The organism is Vibrio sp. J1-1 (genome assembly GCF_021728395.1).
GTDB lineage: Bacteria > Pseudomonadota > Gammaproteobacteria > Enterobacterales > Vibrionaceae > Vibrio.
The window spans coordinates 246,876-264,280 of the sequence record NZ_JAKKCM010000002.1 but is presented as its reverse complement, the minus strand read 5'-3'; the positions used below and the strand labels follow the sequence as shown (position 1 = coordinate 264,280).

At 45.3% G+C, this 17,405-nt stretch carries 13 protein-coding genes and 1 pseudogene; 8 read left to right on the top strand and 6 right to left on the bottom strand.

The genetic code is table 11. The annotated features are described in order from the left end of the window. Nucleotides 1–1,167 (bottom strand): molybdopterin-synthase adenylyltransferase MoeB, encoded by a 1,167-nt coding sequence (gene moeB, locus L3V31_RS03870; protein WP_237314807.1) that lies wholly within the window; start codon nt 1,165–1,167, stop codon nt 1–3. A 232-nt stretch (nt 1,168–1,399) separates the two neighbouring features. Between moeB and L3V31_RS03865 the strand changes: the two genes are divergently transcribed. From L3V31_RS03865 to L3V31_RS03850, 4 genes and pseudogenes are all read left to right on the top strand, one after another. Continuing rightward, nucleotides 1,400–3,409 carry a TonB-dependent receptor gene (locus L3V31_RS03865; protein WP_237314806.1) on the top strand — a complete coding sequence of 670 codons (2,010 nt, stop codon included), beginning with the start codon at nt 1,400–1,402 and terminating at the stop codon, nt 3,407–3,409. Between the two features lie 4 nt (nt 3,410–3,413). Next, a complete protein-coding gene (locus L3V31_RS03860; RefSeq protein ID WP_237314805.1) occupies nt 3,414–4,439 on the top strand; it encodes a class I SAM-dependent methyltransferase in 1,026 nt (341 codons plus the stop codon). Nucleotides 4,440–4,460: 21 nt separating this feature from the next. Further along, on the top strand, nt 4,461–6,014 hold the full coding sequence (locus tag L3V31_RS03855; protein WP_237314804.1) for an aminotransferase class V-fold PLP-dependent enzyme: 1,554 nt from the start codon (nt 4,461–4,463) through the stop codon (nt 6,012–6,014). Nucleotides 6,015–6,117: 103 nt separating this feature from the next. Further along, nucleotides 6,118–6,810 (top strand): annotated as a pseudogene (locus L3V31_RS03850) (tyrosine-type recombinase/integrase); the annotation flags it as partial. A gap of 113 nt (nt 6,811–6,923) precedes the next feature. Here the strand turns inward: L3V31_RS03850 and L3V31_RS03845 are convergent. The 3 genes from L3V31_RS03845 to L3V31_RS03835 form a co-directional block, all read right to left on the bottom strand. Then, a complete protein-coding gene (locus L3V31_RS03845) occupies nt 6,924–7,967 on the bottom strand; it encodes a GMP reductase (protein WP_237314803.1) in 1,044 nt (347 codons plus the stop codon). A gap of 412 nt (nt 7,968–8,379) precedes the next feature. Continuing rightward, entirely contained in the window at nt 8,380–9,906 is a 1,527-nt protein-coding gene (locus L3V31_RS03840; protein WP_237314802.1) for an NAD(P)H-hydrate dehydratase, read from the bottom strand. A 94-nt stretch (nt 9,907–10,000) separates the two neighbouring features. Then, the gene (locus L3V31_RS03835; protein WP_237314801.1) at nt 10,001–10,909 is read right to left on the bottom strand and encodes an aldo/keto reductase family oxidoreductase; all 909 of its coding nucleotides are present in this window, start codon (nt 10,907–10,909) and stop codon (nt 10,001–10,003) included. Between the two features lie 95 nt (nt 10,910–11,004). Between L3V31_RS03835 and L3V31_RS03830 the strand changes: the two genes are divergently transcribed. Further along, nucleotides 11,005–11,430, top strand: a complete 426-nt coding sequence (locus L3V31_RS03830; RefSeq protein WP_237314800.1) for an XRE family transcriptional regulator — start codon at nt 11,005–11,007, stop codon at nt 11,428–11,430. Here L3V31_RS03830 and L3V31_RS03825 read toward each other — a convergent pair. Continuing rightward, nucleotides 11,417–11,908 carry a hypothetical protein gene (locus tag L3V31_RS03825; protein WP_237314799.1) on the bottom strand — a complete coding sequence of 164 codons (492 nt, stop codon included), beginning with the start codon at nt 11,906–11,908 and terminating at the stop codon, nt 11,417–11,419. The two genes, L3V31_RS03830 and L3V31_RS03825, sit on opposite strands and share 14 nt — an antisense overlap. Before the next feature lie 593 nt (nt 11,909–12,501). Between L3V31_RS03825 and clcA the strand changes: the two genes are divergently transcribed. Both clcA and L3V31_RS03815 read left to right on the top strand, forming a co-directional pair. Further along, nucleotides 12,502–13,905 (top strand): H(+)/Cl(-) exchange transporter ClcA, encoded by a 1,404-nt coding sequence (gene clcA, locus L3V31_RS03820; RefSeq protein WP_237314798.1) that lies wholly within the window; start codon nt 12,502–12,504, stop codon nt 13,903–13,905. Between the two features lie 326 nt (nt 13,906–14,231). Next, nucleotides 14,232–15,197 (top strand): TDT family transporter, encoded by a 966-nt coding sequence (locus tag L3V31_RS03815; RefSeq protein ID WP_237314797.1) that lies wholly within the window; start codon nt 14,232–14,234, stop codon nt 15,195–15,197. A gap of 41 nt (nt 15,198–15,238) precedes the next feature. Here L3V31_RS03815 and folE read toward each other — a convergent pair whose 3' ends face one another. Further along, on the bottom strand, nt 15,239–15,892 hold the full coding sequence (gene folE, locus L3V31_RS03810) for a GTP cyclohydrolase I FolE (protein ID WP_014233818.1): 654 nt from the start codon (nt 15,890–15,892) through the stop codon (nt 15,239–15,241). 277 nt (nt 15,893–16,169) lie between these two features. On the opposite strand from folE, the gene moeA reads away from it, so the two are divergent. After that, nucleotides 16,170–17,405, top strand: a complete 1,236-nt coding sequence (gene moeA / locus L3V31_RS03805) for a molybdopterin molybdotransferase MoeA (protein WP_237314796.1) — start codon at nt 16,170–16,172, stop codon at nt 17,403–17,405.

Genomic DNA, 17,405 nt, shown 5'->3' with positions numbered 1-17,405 from the left:
TTAGTAACTAGCCTGTGATGGATCAATGTGGCGAATCCAATTTAGAATTCCGCCGTCAAGATTAAATAGCGACTCGAAGCCTTGCTCTTGCATTGCCACCAGAGCTTTACGCGAGCGCCCCCCCATTTTGCAGTACACGATCACTGGACGCTGTTTATCAAGTTTTTCTAAGCCTTTACCGTTTAAGATATCTCGTTGCGGAATCCAGATAGACTCAGCAATATTGCAAATCTCTCGTTCGCCTGCCTCACGAACATCCACCAGCTGGATTGAGTCCTTTTTGTCTATTAAGGTCTTTAGCTCAGAAGGATTAATGGTGGGTACAACTGAGTCAGATTTAGCTTGAGTTAAGCCGCAGAAATGTTGGTAATCGGCTAGCTCAGTAATAGATTTGCGATTTTTTGCTCGGCGAAGTGGTAGAGTTCGATACGTCATATCCAGGGCATCGTAGACCATCAATCGCCCAAGTAAGCTGGTACCTGTGCCTGTAATAAGCTTAATCGCCTCGGTCGCCATTACCGAACCAATGGCCGCACATAGCACGCCTAAAACACCGCCTTCAGAACAAGAAGGTGCATGCTCTGGGGGAGGTGGTGACGGGTAAAGGTCACGATAATTTAAGCCACGATCATCCGGTGCTTCTTCCCAAAATACTGAAGCTTGCCCTTCAAAGCGGAAAATTGAGCCCCATACATAAGGAATACGTGCGAGAACACAGGCATCGTTAACCAAATAACGGGTAGAAAAGTTATCTGTGCCATCAAGCACAAGATCATACTTAGAAAAAATGCTTAGCGCGTTTTCTGATTCCAATCGCGTTTCGTGGCAAACCACTTGTGTGAAACGGTTAATATCTAATATTGATGCTCTGGCACTCTGCGCCTTGTTAACACCAACATTGGACTGTCCATGAATAATCTGACGCTGCAAATTAGACTCATCGACATGGTCAAAATCAACAATTCCAAGCGTACCTACCCCTGCTGCTGCTAAATATAGAAGGGCCGGAGAACCTAGTCCCCCAGCACCGATAACAAGCACCTTAGCGTTCTTTAAACGACACTGACCTAGGTAACCAATATCAGGCAATAAGATGTGTCTGCTATAGCGCTGTTTTTCTTCCTTAGTAAGGCTAGCTGCTGTTTCAACAAGCGGTGGTAGTTTCATGGTGATTCCTTCTCCCTTTGAATTCTCCACCCAAATGCACGAGTGGACGAACGGTATTAAAAAGGAGAGAGGAAAGAAAAAATATCAAATCGCGAGCTGATTTCTATCATTTCACGAACAATGTTGCAGAGTGTTCGCGATTTGATATCCGCTTGTTCCGCATTTTATATCGTGCCGTTTCACAATCCCTATAGTATCGCTACACCAAACATGTCTAAGCGAAATGGATTGCATGAACACACAACCGATACTCATCACTTTATTAGTTAGTACTTCTGCTTATGTTTGTGCTCAAGATACGCAAACCGTATCCGAACCTAATTCAACAGAAGTCATCACAGTAACCGGAAAATATTGGCCGACATCAACGGAATACGTTCCAGCAAGTCAAACTAAAATTCCAGCAGACCAATTAGAGACACCAGCTCTTTCCACCACCGAACGAATCAGTCAATTTGTTAGCAACACGCTCGTGGAACAATCAAGCATACAAACCCGAGTTGTGATTCGCGGTCAGTCGTCGATTGATGCGGGTTTGAACTCGCCAGTGGGCTACATTTTAGATGATGTCTCTCTACCACTAGGGATCAAACAAGCGCCTACTCTACTAAACAGCCATGGAATTGAACTGATTAAAGGTGCACAAGGCAGCTACTACGGAAGAAACTCTCAAGCAGGTATCCTTATCGTTGAAAGCCTAACTCCACAAAGCGGATTTAATGGTTGGGGCCAATACAGTTATCTCGGAACTGCAGGTGCAGATGACCAAGAGCCAGGCCATCAATTCCAAGGTGGAATTAGCGGAGGCAATGACAGTTTAACGACGAATATCGCCCTAGATTATCAAACCAAAGAGAGCCCATATTACAACCTGTACCGACAATCAAACGATGAAAACGAAAACTTGCATCTGCAAGGTAGCCTGTCTTATTTGATGACGCCTGATACTGAAGTGCTTTACCGCGCCCATTGGCAGGAAAAAGACGCAGGGCGAGCGACTATGCGCTATCTAACTGGCATGGCAGCAACCGATCGATTTACCGTCAATCAAAATACCGAATCTGATCATGACGAAAAGTTCCAACTTCACTCATTGCGTGTTGATCATCAACTCGATACCACAACTCTAACGTCTATCACTGGCTACACTGATTACGAAGAAACCTTCGTAATGGACCCTGACTGCTCTCCAATGCCAGCAATATCGGATACGCTTTCTTATCTGTCTGATCAGATGTTCTCACAAGAAATTCGCCTCTCTTCTGCGGACTATAATGAGATAAAATGGGCAATTGGTGGCTACTTGTATAAGCAAGACACCCTTTCCGACTTCACTATCGGTTTCACTGGCATTCAACGAGTGACCGACAATGATCAATGGGGCGCCGCAGGCTTTGGACATATTCAGTTCCCTGTGACTCAGAATCTAACCTTAACAGCTGGCATCCGCGCCGAGCACATAGAGCAAAAAGGCAAACAAACTGGCCTAGGTAACTTTGATCAATCCATTGAAGACACTGAGTGGTTACCGAAAATTGTCGCCGAGTATAAGTTCAATCAAGATCAATCTCTCTATGCGAGTTGGTCTACCGGCTATCTGCCGGGTGGATTTAACTATGGCTATTCATCAAATATCGATAACTTCAGCTATGACCCCGAGCACACCCTAGCTTATGAAGCAGGACATAGTGCATCTTGGGCCCAAGGCGCTGTCACTACCGAGTTTGTACTCTTCTACAACAAAGTCAGCGACAAACAGGTTGTCGACATTCAACCTGGACTAGTACAAGAAATTTCAAATGCCGCTAAAGCAGATATCTATGGCCTTGAAACTCAATTTGACTGGCGTTTAAACGACCAGTGGTCATTAGCTGCCACGCTTGGCCTACAGCAAGGTGAAACAGAAAGTCCGGGCGTTGAAAAGCACGATCTTCCTTACACCCCAGACTACACTTGGTCGACGTCTTTAGACTTTGCGCCTACACCACAATGGCTTAGCTCTCTGCAAGTGCGTGGTAGCGGTGAGTACTTCTTCGACAGTACCAACCTACTGGAGCAAGACGCTCATGAAATTGTCGACTTTAGCCTTCGATACCTATGGGACCCAGTCACTATGACTCTTGCGGTGAATAACCTATTTGACGAAGAAGTCTACAGCCGTTCAGTGAATACCATGGCGGGTGTGTTGGTTGAAGATACCCAACCGCGTACTTTCTCCCTGACTGCGCAATATAAATGGTAACTCTATGAATAATAAAAACAATAATTTTGACAGTCAGAAGGCGCTGTTCGATATCTTACTTGGTCCACTACGCTGGAGCGCAATTGAACTCGGTTTTAAAACCCAACTGTTTGATCATTTTCGTCATCCCAATCAAGCCCATTGTGTGGCATCTAATTATGGTTGGCGAACGGAACAATTGATACTGCTGCTTAATGCTTACGTATCTATTGGACTTATGATCAAAGAAGCTCAGTTCTATCGCTTACATCCAAGTTATATTGAGCTTCTCTACAGTAAATCGGAAGGCTACATGGGTGATACTTTATGCCTTTTAGTCAAAGTTAAACAATTGCCGATTGAACGTGCTATTCAATGGCTAACACACTCAAATAACCGTGATTGCAACATTAACTTGCGTGACCCGTCGTTTTGGAAGCAAGCCTTTCAACGACTGCATACTTTCCATATCAGTACTCGAAACCCAAGTTTAGTACCGCTACTTGAAGTACTGCCGCAGTGGAAAGATGGGATGCAGCTTTTGGATGTGGGTGCTGGTTCTCCTGAACTAGCCAAAACCATCTGTACCCAGTTTCCTAGTAGTGAAGTCACGCTGTTTGACCTTCCTCCTTGCAGCCATGAAATGACTGAACACTTACAAAACAACCCATGGGAGGGTGACAACCGAGTGCGTCTACTAGAGGGGGATATGAACGATGGGCAATTCGGGGGCTCATACGACATCATCCTCGCAGCAATGTCGCTCTACTTTGCTGAAGACTTGGGCCAGTGTGTGGAGCAACTTTGGCAATGCGTAAAACCCGGCGGCGTTTTGGTGTCCTTTCATGAAACACTAAACGAAGATCGCACCGCGCCTAGCTTTCATATTGTTGGTCGACTTCCTGCCGAGCTAGCCAATGGCGCTTTATCGCTCGAGTTTGGCACCCTTGAGCAAGCGCTATCGGCTTGTAATCCCTCAAATTTAGCGACGAAAGTGGTCAACACGCCTTATGGAGAAATGGCGTTTAGTGTCGCAACTAAACCTGTCTAAACAGTTAAGGAGGATCAAAAGATGTCTTTGAATTTGGAGTTTATCCGCCGCAACATAATTGGTGAGCGCAGGCCGATAAATACCCCATTTGGTACCAAGCCATTGGTATACGCTGATTATACAGCATCGGGCCGCAATCTTGCGTTCATCGAACAGTTTATCCAGCAGCAAGTGATGCCATATTATGGTAACACGCATACTGAGACTTCGCTTACTGGTAGACAAACCACACAACTAAGAGAGCAAAGCCGACAGATTATTCGACAGTCTCTTAACGCGACCAAAGAACATCTTGTTATCTTCACCGGTTCTGGCGCAACGAGTGCAATCAATAAATTCATTCATTTGCTTGATTTGCCTCGCTATACCAACGCCAAGCCAGTCGTGTTTATTGGCCCATACGAACATCACTCTAATGATTTACCTTGGCGTGAAGCAGACGTCACTTTGGTTAGAGTTCCTCTAACTGTAACGGGGGAGCTCGACCAAGTTTACTTAGAACAGAAACTCAAACATTATCAAAATGCTCCGTTAAAAGTGGGTTCTTTTTCTGCAGCGTCTAATGTCACGGGCTTGAAATCAGATATTAAAGCCATCACTCACCTGCTTAAGTCTCACGGAGCCCTCGCTTGCTGGGATTTTGCGGCCGCAGCGCCTTATATGCCAATTGATCTGCAAGCGCTGCCTATTGATGCATTATTTATCTCACCGCATAAGTTTCTTGGTGGCCCTGGAACGCCCGGAATTCTTGCTGTTCGCGACGACTGTTTTAGTCAAAGTATACCGAGCAACAATGGCGGCGGGACTGTTTCTTATGTAAACACCAGTACCCATCGCTATGTCGAAAATATTGAACGGCGTGAAGAAGGAGGAACTCCTGATATCGTCGGCTCTATTAGAGCTGGGCTCGCATTTAAGCTACAACGGTCTATTGGTCTTGATTACATCCAAGGAAAGGAAGAGCACCTCGTTGAATTAGCATTTACAAAATGGAATCAGACACCGAACTTAGATCTCCTGGGGAGTCTTAACTTGCCCCGTTTAGCCATATTTTCTTTCATTATTAAAGGGCTTAATTACGGGCTGGTCGTCGCTATGTTGAATGACCTCTTCGGCATTCAAGCTCGAGGAGGTTGTTCATGCGCTGGTCCATATGCGCATGAGCTGTTAGCGATATCTGAAGAACAAAGCCTTAAGATTGAGGACAAGTTATCACAAGGTCAACAATCCTTTCGACCAGGTTGGGTGAGACTCAACCTTCACTACTTAATGGATGCTGAGTCAATTGACTATATTTTGGATGCCGTCGACCTCATCGCCAAGTATGGCCATAAACTCGCGAAAGCCTATATCTACGATGATCATAAAAACCTGTGGCTTTACCAAGGTAAAAAGCCCGCTCTAAACGTCTCTTTACTTGATGTTGACTACACGCAAGATGGAGATAGTAAAACTGTTGTTTCATTGAAACATTGTATGCAACAGGCAAAAGAGCTGTTAGCGCCACAAGACTTGGATGAATTGGAGAAAACTGCCGAGAACTACCACTTTACTGCTGCAGAGAATACCGTGTGAGGGTTCATTTGGCTCACAAATAAGGTGGCTGTCGAGTCTATTAAGATCAACAGCCAGTTTTGTCCACTAGTGAGTTGGAACATGATCAAACTTTATGCTCGGTAAAAGGATATCTGGTGAATTGGTTTTTGTTGATGAGTCGCGCTGGAACCGTGGTAAACCGAATGTATCGACACTCAACTCTGAGTTAACTCGCTTTAAAGCGGTGTTTAATAAGCTCAAAGAGTTGGGAGAATGGAAGCTTCCGAACCCTTTAGAAGATGCGAAGCCATTTAAAGAATAAGAACGTGATATGGCTTTCCTGACTAAAGAGCAAATCCGAGGTTTACTCGTACTCGTTGGCCAACACGAACGAGCAGACATGCTGAAGATTGTTAAGCTGTGCTTATCCACTGGTGCGCGTTGGAACGAAGCGGCTCAATTAAAAGGCAGCCAGCTGTCCCAGTACAAAGTTACCTTCACGAACACCAAAACCAAAAAGAACCGCACCGTGCCAATCTCTAAAGAGCTCTATGAAGAGATCTCGAAGCCAACCTCAGGTTCTTTGTTTGAAGAGTGCTACACGCCTTTTTGCTACATTCTGAAAAATAAACTCGGCATTACCCTGCCCTCTGGACAAGCATCCCACGTATTGCGCCATAGTTTCGCTAGTCATTTTATGATGAACGGTGGCAACATTTTGGTTCTGCGCGATGTGCTTGGCCATGCTGATATCTCGATGACCATGCGCTACTCGCACTTCGCACCCGATCATTTATCTGAGGCGATTACCCGTAACCCTCTTAGCAATTTATAGCCCGTCGCCACAAAATTTTTTTATAGCTCTGTCGCCACTAGTCAAATTTAGGGCAAAAAAAGAGCCGCTATTAGCGGCTCTTAATTATTCGAATTTTCCGATATTCAGTCGATTTACTCTTTGCCGAATACGTTGTTCTCTTGCTCTTGTACGCGGATGAAAGTCGTACGCTTAGTTAGCTCTTTAAGCTTTGATGCGCCTACATATGTACAGGTTGAGCGTACGCCGCCAAGGATGTCTTGGATAGTGCCATGAACGCTTCCACGGTAAGGTAATAGTACGGTTTTTCCTTCAGCTGCGCGATACTTAGCCACACCACCTGAGTGCTTGTCCATAGCCGACTGAGAAGACATGCCGTAGAATTTCATGAAGGCTTTGCCATCTTTCTCGATAACTTCACCGCCCGACTCTTCGTGACCAGCCAGCATGCCACCAAGCATCACGAAGTCTGCACCGCCACCGAATGCTTTAGAAACGTCACCAGCACATGAACAACCGCCATCACCGATGATCATACCGCCGAGACCGTGCGCCGCGTCACCACATTCGATGATTGCAGAAAGCTGCGGGTAACCAACACCTGTTTTAACGCGTGTCGTGCATACTGAGCCTGGGCCAATACCCACTTTTACAATGTCTGCCCCCGCTAGAATTAGCTCTTCACACATGTCGCCAGTGACGACGTTACCAGCAGAGATAACTTTGTCTGGGAATTCTGCGCGTACGCGTTCTACGTACTCGACTAAGTGCTCTGAGTAACCATTCGCGATGTCGACGCAAATGAAGATGAACTCGTCAGAAAGCGCCATGATGTCTTTGGTTTTTTGGAAGTCTGCATCAGACGTCCCCGTAGACACCATTACGTTGTTTAGCGTTGCTTTGTCTGCTGATTTCGCAAACTCCGCCCAATCTTCTACTGTGTAGTGCTTGTGCACTGCTGTCATTACACCATGCTCAGCTAACGCGGTAGCCATTTCAAAGCTACCAACCGAGTCCATGTTCGCTGCAATTACAGGCACACCAGACCATTGACGACCACTATGCTTGAATGTAAAATCGCGGGTTAAATTTACTTGAGAACGACTTTTAAGGGTAGAACGTTTCGGGCGAAACAGTACATCTTTGAAACCTAACTTAAGTTCTTGTTCGATACGCATTGTGTAATTCCTTGATTCATATGTCTATGTGTCATCTCAGAGTGCGTAGTGAAGTCGTTGGCAGACGAGTTCACTGTTCTTCGGACACAAAAAAACCGGAGCGTTGGCAGACGCTCCGGTTTTCAGCATTATAGGCTGTGATTTATTTCCTACAAGTCTGATATTTGCATTTTTTTTGTGTTACCATCTTGAAAATCGCATATCAAAAACACCTCTAAAACCATCACATCTTTTTCTTATTTAACAAATTCAACAAGTTAAGATGAAGCAACTCTCAAACGATTGCGCAAACCGTTGCTTCGCGGTGTTCAGATTCACAGGTTTCATATCTCAATTACGTAAAATACCGTTCAAACAACGCTCTCTTACCCTACTTGAAACGGTGATATTTTCACTAAATTAACCCCAATTTTCATGGATTCATGGCAAAGCGAAGTGTTTCTACGACATCACTGGCTAACAATCCTCGCTCTCCATATTGGCTCACATTGATATCCGCCGCGTGGCTATGGATCATGACGCCTAATCTGGCAGCAATAGAGGTTGGTATACCTTTCGCCAACAATGCACCAATGACGCCAGAGAGTACATCTCCCATACCTCCGCTTGCCATCCCTGGATTACCAGCCAGACAGACATACATTCGTATGCCGTCATAAATGAGAGTACCCGCTCCTTTCAGCACCACCACGCCACCAAAACGTTCGTGCAACTGTCTAGCGGCTGAATATCGGTCACGTTCAACATCTTGCGTAGTAACATTTAACAAACGCGCGGCTTCTCCCGGATGTGGTGTCATAACACGTTGGTTGTCGCACACTAGCGTTCCATCATAACGCTGACTGAGCATCGCCAATATATTCAACCCGTCGGCATCGACGACTTTCGGTTTATGCGGCTGTGACAAGTATTGATAAGCTTGATATGCCCATTCATCATCGCCAAACCCAGGGCCAAAAACTAACGCATCAGCCCATCTAATTCGCTTAGTCAGTTCATTTTCGGAATCTCGCAATTCATCGGCCGTAATACTTTGGCTCATCACTTCTGGACAAGCGATTTGTAGTGGCACCAGACTCGCTGGATGGGTTATCCCGGCAGTCAGCCCCGATCCACTGCGCACAGCAGCCGAAGCACAGAAGCGAATCGCGCCTGCCATTCCGAGATTGCCACCGACGCAAAGTAATTTACCGTTGTCGCCTTTATGAGCGGTTGGTTTTTGTGGAGGTAAAAGTCGAGGAATGACTTTGTGATCAATACCTAGTGCACTCTCCTCTTCTATAGAGTCAAATTCTACATTGACGCCCAAGCCACAAAAGTGCAATTCACCCACATGATCTCTTGCTTGGGCCGTCACTAAACCTTGTTTGACGCCGATAAAAGTAATGGTGTGGTCTGCATATATTGCATCTCCCAACACGGAGCCAGTGTTGGCGCATAGTCCAGAGGGAATGTCGACCGCGATGACCGGACAACGAATTTGGTTAATTTGCTCAATATAGCGGCGATACTCTTTTCTCACTTCACCGCTCAACCCGGTCCCCAGTATCGCGTCAATGATGACATCCGCTTCAAGTAACGCTGTGTTCCAATCATCCCAACTGCTGTTCTGACCATCGACAGTTTGCCAATCTTCGTAGGCGCGAAGAGCGTCGCCAGTAAGAGAGGTCACATCTCCAAGCTGGAATACTTTAACATTGAGTTGTGCTTGCTTAGCAAGAGAGGCAAAAATGTAGCCATCTCCGCCGTTATTACCCTTCCCACAGACCACCAGGACACTTTTTGCTCTGGGGTAAAGGTGGAGAAAGCGCTCATAAACAGCCATCCCAGCTCTTTGCATCAAGCTATACATTGAAACGCCTGCCATCTGAGCGGCAACCACTTCACCATTTTTGACCTGTTCTGCTGTGTAAAGCTTTAAAGCAAGATTAAAGTCCATAACCACATTCTTCGTAACCAGCACACAAAATAAGTATACAAAAAAGGCACCCATTGTGGATGCCTAATACAATTATTGATGTCGTAAGGGCGCTCTAAGGCACACCGTGTCCTTTAGATGCAACCCAAACGCGATACCACTGTTCACGAGTCAACTCGATGTCTAGTGCATCAACAGCCGTTTGAACGCGCTCAATCTTACCAGAACCAATAATTGGGATTGGCTTAGAAGGCAGACGACGTACCCAAGCATAAATCACCTGATCAATACTGGCCGCACCGACTTCCTCTCGAATAGTTTCTAGCTCATTACGTACACGGACCGCCTGCTCGCTGTCGCCGCTAAAGATAGAGCCGCCACCTAAGCAAGACCAAGCCATTGGACGAGTACGCAGCATTTGCATCTGATCCAGCGTGCCATCGTGCGCAACCTCGAAGTTAAGTGGGTTGATTTCCACTTGGTTTGTTACGAGTGGTTTGCTCAGACGAGATTGCAGCAGTTCAAACTGACGTGGTGTAAAGTTTGAAACGCCAAAATGCTTCACTTTACCCACTTTATGCAGTTCCGAAAACGCTTCTGCCACTTCGTCCGCATCCATCAACACGTCAGGGCGATGAATAAGCAGAACGTCTATTTCATCGACATTTAAACGTGCAAGCGAGTTGTTCACGGATTGGTAAATGTGTGCAGAACTCGTGTCGTAATGGTTGATTTTACGCTCTGGCGTTTTATCACCACATAAGTTGATATCACATTTGGTTACGATTTGAATGTGTTCACGAACGCTTTTATCCAACGTTAACGCTTCACCAAACAGCGCTTCACACTCGTAATTACCATAAATGTCGGCGTGGTCAACCGTTGTAATACCTAGCTCCACATGTTGCTTAAGGAAGGTCAAACGCTCTTGAGCCGTCATTCCCCAATCCACTGCGCGCCAATATCCTTGAACCAGTTCTGAAAACTCTGGGCCACTTGGTGCAGTCACAACTTTTGCAACCATTGGTTCTCTCCTTTAATTAATCTGCTTTCATCCTAGTCTTGTTTTCGCACGGTCTCAACGGGTAAACTTTAGCAATTCGAACTGGAGTACGAAAAATGTCTTTTGCCCAACGATTATCTACTTTAATTGGCGAAGAAAGCATCAGCGGGTTTGCACGACGCGTTGAAGTTTCAGAAGCGTTGATTCGAAAATATTTAAAAGGTAGTGAACCTAGCTTACTAAAAGCGAATCAAATTGCGATGCGTGCGAACTGCTCTTTAGAATGGTTGGCAACAGGGTGCGGGTATCTTTATCGCCGCGCGGAAGTTGTGGATATGGAGGCGTATAAAATCGCTTTCCAATACGTGATGAATGAAACATTGCCAGAAGATCAACAAGAGCTGCATCGTAAACTCATCGCGGGTTACCAACACCTGCGCTCACACAAAAAAGCGGATGGCTTTTTAGATGAGTCTGCAATGGCAACGTTTCTATCATTACATGATGAAAACAAACAGAATCACGAATCTAAAAGTGTGTAACCTGTAGCGTAATCATTTCACCATCACTAATCAGCGCCACAGTCAAACTCGGAGACGCTGCTTGAAAATCACTGGATCTTACCCACTGTATTCTCCGATTGGCTTCTGGTGGGTAACGATTCATCATTAAGATGACTTCTTTATCGACCTCTTCTACTGACTTCTTTTTAAGTGAGCTAAGTACATCAAATTCTTCTTCATCAAAATGAATACTTTTCATTACGAAGCCATCTTTTCTTAAATTAAGAATTAAGTCGTTCCAGCTCTGCCATTGGAATTCCACCAAAAAAACAAAATTAGCGGTTTCCTGACGCAAAATAACTTCACCATACAAGTGTTGGTGATAGTAGCGAAATTCATCTAAACAAAACGTATCAACAGACGGATCTAAACCGTTCCATTCGGTATCACACCGATACCAAAGGCCGCCTTTTTGAATTGTGCTTTTTAACTGATTCACGGTTTGCCCAGATAACATGCTTTGCCACCAATGGTTATCTCGCGCCAAGGCGGAATGCGAAAACAAAACACTACAAACAGAAATTAAGAATAGGGATAAAAAACGCATCTGGTTTTATCAAGGCAGTAACAGTTAGCGAAACATTAACGTGGAATGAAAAATTATCAAGCAGAGCGCAACGAATAAACTCAAACAATTCAAAGTGACAAACATTAAGAAGGCGCACATTTGAAGTGCGCCTCTACCTCGTTACTCAATCGTGAGTGTGCGAATTGGGAAGTCTATAGATGCGTCCCAAACTAAAAACGAGGAATTACCGTAGGGTTTGAATCCATCCAAATTGTGAGTAAAACGTCACGTCCCTCCTTCTGAAGCAGTCATGTTGCTTTACACTTAAAGCATGGTTCATTTTTCTCAGAAAACAAGCTTTCTCTGTAAAAAAACAACGTAAGATATGAGAACAGTCACACAGCATTCGCGAATACTATTGAGGCAAAATCTTTGAGTCTCCAATAGTGGAAAGCTAAATTGCAACTTTGCCGATTAGGTCTAGTCTCTTCCAGGCGTATAATTTCTTCCGTCCCTTCAACTAGAAACAGGAGAAACCGTTAATGACCAAGAGAGAGAAAATTGTGAAGTCTGTGTTAGCGCACGTGCCGAAAGATGCGATTAACCAGTTTATCTCTCGAGGGTCGACACCAGTATCGGTTTTGTTAATGGCTGCTATCGTAGGCACCCTTGCCGGCCTCGTCGGAACTTATTTTGAACATGCTGTCCATCTCGTTTCTGAAACTCGCACCGAATGGCTGAAAAGTGAGATAGGTAGTATGTTGCCACTTTGGCTGGCAGCTGTACTCATTAGTGCCATGTTAGCTTTTGTTGGCTACTTCCTTGTTCACCGTTTTGCTCCCGAGGCTGCAGGTTCCGGCATTCCTGAAATAGAAGGCGCGATGGACAATATCCGCCCAGTACGTTGGTGGCGCGTGCTACCAGTGAAGTTTTTCGGTGGTATGGGTGCGCTAGGGTCAGGCATGGTGTTAGGCCGTGAAGGTCCAACGGTACAAATGGGTGGTGCAGTCGGTCGAATGGTGACAGACATTTTCCGCGTAAAAGATGACGATACACGCCACTCTCTGCTTGCTTCTGGCGCTGCAGGTGGGTTGGCCGCAGCATTTAACGCGCCATTGGCGGGTATCATGTTTGTCGTTGAGGAGATGCGACCTCAATTTCGCTATTCATTAATTTCCATTCGTGCGGTGATCATCTCCGCCATCATGGCTAACATTGTGTTCCGCGCGATTAATGGCCAAGATGCGGTGATCACTATGCCTCAGTATCAGCCACCAGCTCTGCAATCACTTTGGCTGTTCCTACTATTAGGGGCTCTATTTGGTGTATTCGGCGTTATCTTCAATAAACTGATCACCATTGCTCAAGATAGTTTTGTCGCTATTCACAAAAACAATCGTAAGCGTTACCTTATTACAGGATCGATTCTAGGTGGTGTATTCGGTTTACTGCTTTTATACGTTCCGCAATTGACGGGTGGCGGCATAGCACTCATCCCCGATGTAACCAACGGAAACTACTCCGTTACACTGTTAGTACTGCTGTTTGTTGGCCGTGTTGTAACAACATTACTTTGTTTTGGCTCTGGTGCGCCTGGCGGTATTTTCGCGCCAATGCTCGCTTTGGGCACCTTATTTGGTTATGCATTTGGTGCTAGTGCAGAAGTGCTGCTACCAGCCCTAGATATTGAACCAGGCATGTTTGCGATCGCAGGCATGGGCGCTTTATTTGCTGCAACAGTGCGTGCTCCAATCACAGGCATTCTGCTGGTTATCGAGATGACCAATAACTACTATCTTATTTTACCGCTGATCATTACCTGTCTGGGCGCAGTCATTATTGCTCAGTTACTAGGCGGACAACCGATATACAGCCAGTTACTTCGTCGTACGCTTAAAAATGACAAGCTACGTCAACAAGATCTACCAGAAAATCAAGCATCTTAAGCAACGACTCCCCTCTTTGCTCCAAATAATCTTTTCATATGAAGGCTTATTTGGAGCGATTTACCTTGTACTTTTACATCTTTTACCAAATATTCGATACCAAACTCACAAAGTTGCTATTCTTTGATCATTCTCCGATACCTTTATGAGTAACCGCCAATAAAACTTGTTAGTATTCGCGCCTGATAGAGCAATTGTTCCATGACATTTGGCTTTGTTGAGCCTGAACAAAAAATAGACACTGAGATATTTTTTCAGGTAAAACCTTTTCAGAAAGCCAGGCCAGTATTAACGTTTTATACGAATAGAATCATTTCGGAGTAGATTTGAACTGGAGAAGACTTGTACAGTTTTATAGTGTCCCTCCCTCTCAGGCAGCGTTGGCACTTGGTATTATTGGTTTAGGTCAAGCCTGGGCTCTTTACGTTCCAGCTATCGGTGAACCGATTCGACCATTTCTCTCGTCACTTGGCGCTCTATTACTTGCTCCGGTGCTGATCAAATATGCGACTAGCCCTCGCTTATTCATCGTCGATATTCGTAATCCATTAAGCGGCAGTTTAATGGCCCCGATGAGTATGGCGCTCCTGATCCTGACCGATTACCTCGCTTCAGTGTCACCTATTATTGCTTACCCATTGTGGTTTTTGGCGCTTTTGCTCCATTTTTCTATGATGGTGCTCTTTTTCGGCTTTCAGCTAACTAACTTTAAAATGTCGAATATTGTCCCCAGTTGGTTTCTGTACCCTGTGGGGATCATTAGTAGCTCGCTCGCTGGTTCTCAATTTGGACATAATGTGTTCTCAGAAACTGTTGCGCTAATGTGTATTGGCATTTATTTCTTTATGTTGCCCTTAGTTTTATACCGTTTAGTTTTTTTTGGATCGCTACCCAGAAAGGCGCGTCCTACCCTTGCGATTATGGCGGCTCCTGTGAACTTGTCACTAGCAGCCTATTTAGTGAACTTCCCTGAGCCAGATCCAATCCTCACAGGAGCGTTAGCGGGTATCGCCATCACAATGACCTTGCTGATTTACCTGTGTTATTTCCGACTACTGCGATTGAAGTTCCAACCGTCTATAGCAGCGGTTACATTTCCGTCTGTCATCAGTGCCATTGCCATGCACCGATTAACCACATTTTTCGCAGAATCACACCCACAATGGCACTGGCTGCATGACTTTGGCTTTTTCGAGCTGAGCATCGCTACAGTGTTAGTGGTTTGGGTATCCGCAGGATATGTGAAAATGTACTGGCCAGAAATTGTCCGCTCTCGTTCTAAACAAGCATAAAAAAAGGATGGCATCCGCCATCCTTTTTTCGTCAATTCGATTTATCGTAAACCGTGCAGAAATTCAGCGCGGGTCGCAGGGTTGCTCTTGAAAATGCCTCCCAACGCAGTAGTTGTCGTTTCACTGGTTGCGTCCATGACACCGCGTGATTTCACGCAGTAGTGTGTCGCGTCAATAGTCACAGCCACATCGTCAGACTCAAGAAGCGTTTGTAATGCAATAAGGATCTGCTGTGTCATACGTTCCTGAACCTGTGGACGCTGAGCAAAAAATCGTACGATTCGGTTTATCTTCGACAGACCGATAATTTTACCACGAGGAATATATGCTACAGCGGCTTTACCATCTATCGTCACAAGGTGATGCTCACAAGTGCTGGTCACCGTGATGTCTTTCACACGAACCATTTCACTCACGTTCATCTTGTTTTCGATAACAGTGATTTTTGGGAAATTAGAATAATCCAGACCAGAGAAAATTTCGTCCACGTACATTTTTGCAATGCGGTGTGGTGTTTCTTCTAGGCTATCATCGGTAAGGTCAAGCTGAAGTAGGCCTAAGATCTCACGCATATGGTATTCGATCTTTTCCTTTTTCTCTTCACGGCTCACGTTATTAGGACGCATTGGCGTTTCTAATCCACGTTGCTCTAGCGCTTCTTTTACTAACTTCGCTGACTCGCTAAGACCTGACATTACACTTCCTCTTTCATAACTGCCGCTCTCAGATTGAAGCACATTTCTCGTTGATTCATTCCGTTTGCGTTTCGGTCGCTCAATTTAGTGATTTATACCTAAAACACATAAAAAATATACTGAGCGGTTTTTTCTGACTCCACGAGGACTTTTTACCCCTTTTGGACGGGTGACAAGGATACTCGGATTTTTGAATAATTACATCCATATTTTATCGGTGGGCTTTGTTACTTTATGATAAAGTTGCCTCAAAACATAAGAATATAGGACTATCTCAATGGGCTGCTGCGACGCACCTGGCTTGATGCCAATTGAAGACGCGATGGAGAAGATGCTATCGCGAATCAAACCAATCCAAACGACTCTGTCTCTGCCACTCGCTGAAGCATTGGGTTATGTACTTGCCGAAGACATCTTATCTCCAATTCACGTACCTCCGTTCGACAACTCAGCGATGGATGGTTATGCAATCCGCATTCAAGATCTGCAAGCGTCATCAACGTTGCCTTTAGCTGGAAAATCATTTGCAGGTCAGCCTTTTGAAGGCGAATGGCCTCAAGGCACGTGTGTACGTATCATGACAGGTGCCCCGATTCCACAAGGCTGTGATGCCGTCATCATGCAAGAAAACACGGAAGTAACGGACTCTGGTATCCAGTTTAACCAAACCGATGTAAAGCCTCAAAACAACATCCGTCCTACTGGCGACGACATCCAGCAAGGTGATATCGTACTCGCTAAAGGCGCGCGCCTGACACCCCGTGATATACCGATGATCGCCTCTTTAGGTGTGAGTCATGTGACTGTCGTCCGTAAACCAAAAGTAGCCTTTTTCTCTACCGGTGACGAGCTAAAATCATTAGGTGAGCCACTTGAAGCAGGCCAAATCTATGATAGCAACCGCTACGGTATTAAACCTTTGATCGAAAACTTTGGTTGCGAGCCAGTAGACTTAGGCATCGTCCCTGATTGCCCAGAGACCCTTAAAGCGACATTTGAACAAGCACAAACGCTGGCTGATGTCGTTGTCACTTCGGGTGGCGTCAGTGTAGGTGAAGCCGATTACACCAAAGATATTCTCGAAGAGCTTGGCGAAATCGGATTCTGGAAACTGGCGATTAAACCGGGTAAACCCTTTGCTTTTGGAAAACTTTCGACAGTATGGTTCTGTGGTCTTCCAGGCAACCCAGTTTCTGCAATGATGACGATGTATGTATTGGTTCAACCCATGCTGGCAAAATTAGCCGGTCATACAGAGTGGAAAGAGCCATTATCCATCCCTGCGATCACTAAGACGGCTTTCAAGAAAGCACCAGGACGTGCGGATTACCAGCGTGGAATCTATTCTCTAGAAGATGGCAAGTTCGTTGTTGAAACAACAGGGAATCAAAGCTCAGGAGCATTCCGTTCGATGAGTTTAGCCAATTGTTTTGTTGTTCTGGAGCGAGAACGAGGTCGAGTCGAAATCGGTGAGACCGTGAACATTCAACTGTTCAACTCTACACTTTACTAG

Coding starts and splice junctions, on each gene's coding strand:
- L3V31_RS03860 (WP_237314805.1), top strand. CDS start 3,414: ATGAATAATAAAAACAATAATTTTGACAGTCAGAAGGCGCTGTTCGAT.
- L3V31_RS03835 (WP_237314801.1), bottom strand. CDS start 10,909: ATGGTTGCAAAAGTTGTGACTGCACCAAGTGGCCCAGAGTTTTCAGAA.
- moeB (WP_237314807.1), bottom strand. CDS start 1,167: ATGAAACTACCACCGCTTGTTGAAACAGCAGCTAGCCTTACTAAGGAA.
- L3V31_RS03865 (WP_237314806.1), top strand. CDS start 1,400: ATGAACACACAACCGATACTCATCACTTTATTAGTTAGTACTTCTGCT.
- L3V31_RS03840 (WP_237314802.1), bottom strand. CDS start 9,906: ATGGACTTTAATCTTGCTTTAAAGCTTTACACAGCAGAACAGGTCAAA.
- L3V31_RS03830 (WP_237314800.1), top strand. CDS start 11,005: ATGTCTTTTGCCCAACGATTATCTACTTTAATTGGCGAAGAAAGCATC.
- L3V31_RS03855 (WP_237314804.1), top strand. CDS start 4,461: ATGTCTTTGAATTTGGAGTTTATCCGCCGCAACATAATTGGTGAGCGC.
- folE (WP_014233818.1), bottom strand. CDS start 15,892: ATGTCAGGTCTTAGCGAGTCAGCGAAGTTAGTAAAAGAAGCGCTAGAG.
- clcA (WP_237314798.1), top strand. CDS start 12,502: ATGACCAAGAGAGAGAAAATTGTGAAGTCTGTGTTAGCGCACGTGCCG.
- L3V31_RS03845 (WP_237314803.1), bottom strand. CDS start 7,967: ATGCGTATCGAACAAGAACTTAAGTTAGGTTTCAAAGATGTACTGTTT.
- L3V31_RS03825 (WP_237314799.1), bottom strand. CDS start 11,908: ATGTTATCTGGGCAAACCGTGAATCAGTTAAAAAGCACAATTCAAAAA.
- moeA (WP_237314796.1), top strand. CDS start 16,170: ATGGGCTGCTGCGACGCACCTGGCTTGATGCCAATTGAAGACGCGATG.